Source organism: Streptomyces flavofungini (assembly GCF_041028215.1).
GTDB classification, from domain to species: domain Bacteria; phylum Actinomycetota; class Actinomycetes; order Streptomycetales; family Streptomycetaceae; genus Streptomyces; species Streptomyces flavofungini_B.
On the sequence record NZ_JASKYR010000474.1, the window covers coordinates 1 to 5377 of the forward strand.

The 5377-nt window shown below is 69.2% G+C and carries 7 protein-coding genes; 2 read left to right on the plus strand and 5 right to left on the minus strand.

What is annotated here, in order from left to right; genetic code table 11:
* Nucleotides 1–48 precede the first annotated feature (48 nt).
* Together AB8Z36_RS27350 and AB8Z36_RS27355 are read right to left on the minus strand one after the other, a co-directional pair.
* Nucleotides 49–1038 (minus strand): hypothetical protein, encoded by a 990-nt coding sequence (locus AB8Z36_RS27350; RefSeq protein ID WP_369216045.1) that lies wholly within the window; start codon nucleotides 1036–1038, stop codon nucleotides 49–51.
* Nucleotides 1028–1156 carry a hypothetical protein gene (locus AB8Z36_RS27355; RefSeq protein WP_369216046.1) on the minus strand — a complete coding sequence of 43 codons (129 nt, stop codon included), beginning with the start codon at nucleotides 1154–1156 and terminating at the stop codon, nucleotides 1028–1030. The genes AB8Z36_RS27350 and AB8Z36_RS27355 overlap by 11 nt, the downstream gene beginning before the upstream one ends.
* A 414-nt stretch (nucleotides 1157–1570) precedes the next feature.
* Here AB8Z36_RS27355 and AB8Z36_RS27360 point away from each other — a divergent pair, with 414 nt between their 5' ends.
* Complete coding sequence (locus AB8Z36_RS27360; RefSeq protein WP_369216047.1) at nucleotides 1571–1783, plus strand: hypothetical protein; 213 nt, start codon at nucleotides 1571–1573, stop codon at nucleotides 1781–1783.
* 49 nt (nucleotides 1784–1832) lie between these two features.
* Here the strand turns inward: AB8Z36_RS27360 and msrA are convergent, their stop codons facing one another.
* A complete protein-coding gene (msrA, locus tag AB8Z36_RS27365; protein WP_369216048.1) occupies nucleotides 1833–2540 on the minus strand; it encodes a peptide-methionine (S)-S-oxide reductase MsrA in 708 nt (235 codons plus the stop codon).
* 142 nt (nucleotides 2541–2682) lie between these two features.
* Nucleotides 2683–3801: a hypothetical protein gene (locus AB8Z36_RS27370; protein WP_369216049.1), complete on the minus strand. Its 1119-nt coding sequence runs from the start codon at nucleotides 3799–3801 to the stop codon at nucleotides 2683–2685.
* A 102-nt stretch (nucleotides 3802–3903) separates the two neighbouring features.
* Between AB8Z36_RS27370 and AB8Z36_RS27375 the strand changes: the two genes are divergently transcribed.
* Nucleotides 3904–5061 (plus strand): cystathionine gamma-synthase, encoded by a 1158-nt coding sequence (locus AB8Z36_RS27375; protein ID WP_369216050.1) that lies wholly within the window; start codon nucleotides 3904–3906, stop codon nucleotides 5059–5061.
* 51 nt (nucleotides 5062–5112) lie between these two features.
* Here the strand turns inward: AB8Z36_RS27375 and AB8Z36_RS27380 are convergent, their stop codons facing one another.
* The gene (locus tag AB8Z36_RS27380; RefSeq protein WP_369216051.1) at nucleotides 5113–5364 is read right to left on the minus strand and encodes a hypothetical protein; all 252 of its coding nucleotides are present in this window, start codon (nucleotides 5362–5364) and stop codon (nucleotides 5113–5115) included.
* Between the last annotated feature and the right edge of the window lie 13 nt (nucleotides 5365–5377).

A 5377-nucleotide genomic window follows, 5' to 3' on the forward strand; every position in this document is an offset into this window, starting at 1 on the left:
CATGAAGCCTCCCAGATCTCCCGCGACTCCGACGCCGCGGCGCTGCCTTCACCCTTGCCCGACGAACCGGCGGCCGCCGCCGATATCGGCTGGGGGCAGATTCGCTGAGGGCAGAGGGGCTGGGCGCAGCAGGAGATGTGCCAGAGCTCGGCTGATCTTCAGTCCCGTGGCGTATTCGATGAAGCCGTACTGGCCGTTGGGGTTGCATTCGAGGAACCACCAGCAGCCTTGGCGGTCGACCGCGAAGTCGAACGCGCCGTACCGCAGGCCGTAGAACTCCATGTACGACGAGACGCCGCGGCGGACGTCCGGGGGAATCTCTCGCAGTGCTTCGAAAGTGAGCGTGCCCGGAGAGGGCTGACGCCAGTCGGTCACACCGGGAGGGGACACGATCCGCGCGGCGAAAAACTGTTCTCCGACGACGGTCAAACGCACGTCGAAGTCCTTCTCCACGTACTGCTGCAACAGAATCAATCCGGTTTCGGCATCCTCCGGAGCCGCGATTCTGGCTGGTTCGAGAGCGCCTTGCTGTTGTCGGAGTGTCTTCGTGATGACGCGGAATTCTCCGCTCTCCATGAACTTCAGCGCTGTCTCACGCTCTGAGGAGATCAACGTGTCCGGCACGGCGAGGCCGGACCTCCTGGCCTGGATCAGCTGGGGCGGTTTGTGCGCCGCCCTCTCGTTGTGCCACGGATGGTTGACCCAGAGGGGAGTGTCGAGCGTGAACAGGAGCCCGAACAGGGCTGCCACGTGCTCATCCTGTCCGGACGCCTGCGGTTTCCGCCAGTAGACCGCCGTGATGTCGTCGGAGTGGGTCGTGCGGTACCGGTCTCGCAGCCGAAAGGCCCCACTCTTCAGGTCTGCCTCTATCTCCAGCGCGCGGGGCACATCGGCAGGATCGATCCGATGCACCCTGCCGGTGCCGGTGCCGGTGCCGGTACCGGCACCCGCCCTGCCGAGCTCCCGCACCACGAGATCCGCGGTCAAGTCCTTCTTCGCCGTCACGACCAACGTCACCGAAGTGGCGTCAGTCGTCATGATGGACCCCCGACTCGTCCCGACAACTCGTACCCTCGAACCACTCGCCCACGTCCACGAACACCTCGCCGGTCTCGGTGACGTTGACCTGCAACTCCTCATCGTAAATCTGCTGCACTTCTCCTCCAGGATTCTCCGGTTCCGCCGAATTCGGAGGACGATAAGACACGACCACGTTTCCCGACAAGGAACGTTCGAGCCATTTCACCACTCATAGACATACCGATTGCCCCGCCCGTCACGAGGGGCTCGATGAAGCAACTGCCTTATGGCTGGAGCTTGTTGCGGCAGTGGAGATAGGATTGGCCGACCGCTCGGTGGCCGCCGACGGTGAGGGCGAGATCAGGGGGATGCACATCGCATGCCGTGCTCAGACCACGTGATTTTCCCGTGGTGTCCAGGCGTTCGCCTCCCAGGCGATGCGCCCTGGCTACGACCTCAGTGTGTAGGCATGGGTCGTCCGGCTGGCATGAGTGTCACACCCCGCGAGACCCGGACGCCGATGTTCTGAAGGAACTCGGAAGGATCGTCCTTGTCCACTCAGGTACCGGTGTGTAATCACCGGGTCTACGAAGTCGTGATCGTTTTTCTGGTCTCCGTGATCGCGGGCTTGGTCGGCGGTCTTCTGTGGGCCGCTCTGGGCATGTCGCTCGCGTCGGCGGTCGGCACGGGGGCAGCAGCCTTCAGCGCAGCGTTCGGCCTCTGCATGATGGCCGTCGCGTACGTCAAGAAGCAGGGCGACTAGCGCCGTGTGCGTGGGGGCGTCTCCCGAAGGTCGCGCCCCCACAGGCCGCTCAGCTCCCCGCCCCCGGCGCAGGCGCGATCCCCGTCGGGCAGGCTCGGCCCCAGTTCGTTTCCGAGGGGCTTTCCAGTTCTACGCCTGTGCCGCCGATGCCGCAGTAGCCGTCGGGGTTCTTGTCCAGGTACTGCTGGTGGTAGGGCTCCGCCGGCCAGAAGGGGCGGGGGCCCGCGGGGAGGATCGTCGTGGTGATCGTGCCGTGGCTGGCGGCCGTCAGGACCTGCTGGTAGGCGTCGCGGGACGCCTCCGCGACCGCTTCCTGCGCGGGGGAGTGCGTGTAGATCGCCGAGCGGTACTGCGTGCCCACGTCATTGCCCTGGCGGAAGCCCTGCGTGGGGTTGTGCGACTCCCAGAAGAGCTTCAGGAGCGATTCGTACGAGACGCGCGTGGGGTCGAAGACGACGCGAACGACCTCCGCGTGGCCGGTCAGGCCGGAGCAGACCTCTTCGTAGGAGGGGTTTTCCGTGTAACCGCCCTGGTAGCCCACGTAGGTCGTCCAGACGCCGGCCGTCTGCCAGAACTTGCGCTCGGCGCCCCAGAAGCAGCCGAGGCCGAAGTCCGCGACCTCCATGCCCTCGGGGTACGGGCCGAGGAGCGGGTTGCCGAGGACCGTGTGGCGGGAGGGGACCTCGAATTCCGGGGTCGCCCGGCCCTTGAGCGCCTGCTCCGGGGTGGGGAGCTCGGGCGTGCGGCCGAAGATCATGTGGTCTCTCTCCTCGTACGTCGTACGTGACCAGGTCTGTACCGGGTGTCTCTGCGCACCGGGTGTCGTTGCGCACCGGATGTCTCTGTGCCTTCGCACAACGCCGGTGGACGCGGGCGCATTCCGTCTCGCCGCCAGGCGCCTAGTGCGGCAGCGTCGCCGGGCTGCCGCCGTTCGCCTCGTACCCCGCGACGGCCAGGGCTCGGTAGATCGCGTAGTCGGACGCCGGGTCGGCGGAGAGGGTCCAGGGCAGGGCGCCGACATGGCCGTCCACATGGACGAGCTGGCTCATGGCCTCGCCCCAGCGCTCGCAGCGGACCAGGAAGAAGACCAGCAGATGGCGGACGTGCGCCAGCATCGGGTCGCCCGGCCGCGCGGCGTGCACCGCGAAGAGGGCGCCCTCTATGGCCTTGGTGACGGTCTCGCTCTCGTAGAACCCGCGGACGAGATTGACCTCGGGAAGGTGTTCGTACACCGCGAAGAGGGGGAGCGCGGCGAGCAGGGAGGCCCTGGGCGCACGGGCCGCGGCCGCCTCCGCGAAGCTCTGGGCCAGGTCACGGGAGCCGTGCCACTTCTCGCACCAGTAGTGCAGCGCCGCCAGATGCGCCCCCATGTGCGCGGGCGCGCGGTCCAGGATCTTCAGCCAGAGCTGCTCGAACTCCTCGCGGGGATAGGCGAGACCCCGCGCGATGGACAGCTCGATGATGTACGGAATGGGGTCGCCGGGGGCCAGCAGCGCCGCCTGCGCGCACGCCTCCCTCGCCTCCTCCAGGATGATCCGGAACTCGTCGGTCCCCTGCGTGGAGGTCCGCCACGCCTGCTGGACCAGGAACTCCGCGTGCACCGCGGCGCCGCCCGCGTCCTTGGGCGCCTCGGCCCGCCAGACCCGCAGCCACTGCCCGCCCGGGTTGTCGCTCACCCCGCCGGGCCGCCGCTGAAGCTCCAGGGACGCCGCGCCCGCGAAGGCCTGCACGCGCTGCCAGCGCTGCTCGCCGTGCGTCTCCGTGCCCACGAGGAGCTGCGACGCCGCCTTCCACTCCTGGGTGCGCTGGACCAGATCGAGGACTTCGAGCAGGTCCGCGTCCGGGCCCGGCATGCGGATGTCCAGCTCCTCCTGGCGCAGGAAGCCGTAGTTCTCGGGGTCCGCGGCGTCCGGCGAACCGGGGGCGACCTGCCGGATTCCGCCGCGCCTGCGCAGCAGGACCGGCCCGAGGACCGCGCCGATCATGATCACTGCCATCAGGACCCAGAGAATCTCCATGCACCAAGCGAACCAGACGGGTCCGACAATTGGCCAACCTGTGGGGACGTACCCGCACCGACCGGGGCGGAAGGCCCCCTCGGCGCACTACGCTCAGGCCGCATGAGTGACTCGTACAGCAGGCAGAATTTCGAGACCGTGGCGATCCACGCCGGCAACACCGCCGACCCCCTCACCGGCGCCGTCGTCCCGCCCATCTACCAGGTCTCGACCTACAAGCAGGACGGCGTGGGCGGTCTGCGCGGCGGCTATGAGTACAGCCGCAGCGCCAATCCGACCAGGACCGCCCTGGAGGAGAACCTGGCCGCCCTCGAAGGCGGCCGTCGCGGTCTCGCCTTCGCGTCCGGACTGGCGGCCGAGGACTGCCTGCTCCGTACGCTGCTCAGCCCCGGCGACCACGTCGTCATCCCCAATGACGCGTACGGCGGCACGTTCCGCCTCTTCGACAAGGTCGTCTCCCGGTGGGGCGTCGACTGGTCCGTGGCCGACACCTCCGACCCGGAGGCCGTCCGGGCCGCGCTGACCGACCGCACCAAGGCGATCTGGGTGGAGACCCCCTCCAACCCGCTGCTCGGCATCACCGACATCGCGGCGCTCGCGCAGATCGCCCGCGAGGCCGGGGTGCGCCTGGTCGTCGACAACACCTTCGCGAGCCCCTACCTCCAGCAGCCGCTCGCGCTCGGCGCGGACGTCGTCGTGCACTCCATGACGAAGTACATGGGCGGCCACTCGGACGTCGTCGGCGGCGCGCTGGTCGTGAGCGACGCCGCGCTCGGCGAGGAGCTGGCCTACCACCAGAACGCGATGGGCGCCGTCGCGGGGCCCTTCGACGCCTGGCTGGTGCTGCGCGGCATCAAGACCCTCGCGGTGCGCATGGACCGGCACAGCGAGAACGCCACCCGCGTGACGGAGATGCTGTCCCGGCACGCGCGCGTGACGCACGTCCTGTACCCGGGGCTGCCCGAGCACCCGGGCCACGAGATCGCCGCCAAGCAGATGAAGGCGTTCGGCGGCATGGTCTCCTTCCGGGTCGCGGGCGGCGAGGAGGCGGCCGTGCGGGTCTGCGACCGCGCCAAGCTGTTCACCCTGGGTGAGTCCCTGGGCGGCGTCGAGTCCCTGATCGAGCACCCGGGCCGCATGACCCACGCCTCGGTCGCGGGCTCCGCCCTGGAGGTCCCCGCCGACCTGGTGCGCCTCTCCGTGGGCATCGAGTCCGCGGACGACCTGATCGCCGACCTCCAGCAGGCGCTCGACTCCTAGGCAGGCCCCGCCACCAGCGGCCCAGGCCCGTCACCAGCGGCCGAGCCCCCGCTACCAGCGCGTCAGCGGTGGAGTCGTCTCCGTAGGCGGCTCCACCCACGGCTGGGCGACGGACGCCCACACGGCGAAGGCCACGACGGCGACGATCAGCGCGCACCACAGCAGCCTGCGCACCGCCCTGTGCCGCCGCAGCCTGCGTCCGCCGCGCCGTACCGCCTCCTCGTACAGCTCCGGCGGCACCGGCGGCGGTGCGCCCTCCAGGAGGCGCCGTACGGCGACCTCCTTGCGCTCGTACTGGCTCATGACGGCGCCAGTG

Coding starts and splice junctions, on each gene's coding strand:
- AB8Z36_RS27350 (WP_369216045.1), bottom strand. CDS start 1,038: ATGACGACTGACGCCACTTCGGTGACGTTGGTCGTGACGGCGAAGAAG.
- msrA (WP_369216048.1), bottom strand. CDS start 2,540: ATGATCTTCGGCCGCACGCCCGAGCTCCCCACCCCGGAGCAGGCGCTC.
- AB8Z36_RS27375 (WP_369216050.1), top strand. CDS start 3,904: ATGAGTGACTCGTACAGCAGGCAGAATTTCGAGACCGTGGCGATCCAC.
- AB8Z36_RS27380 (WP_369216051.1), bottom strand. CDS start 5,364: ATGAGCCAGTACGAGCGCAAGGAGGTCGCCGTACGGCGCCTCCTGGAG.
- AB8Z36_RS27370 (WP_369216049.1), bottom strand. CDS start 3,801: ATGGAGATTCTCTGGGTCCTGATGGCAGTGATCATGATCGGCGCGGTC.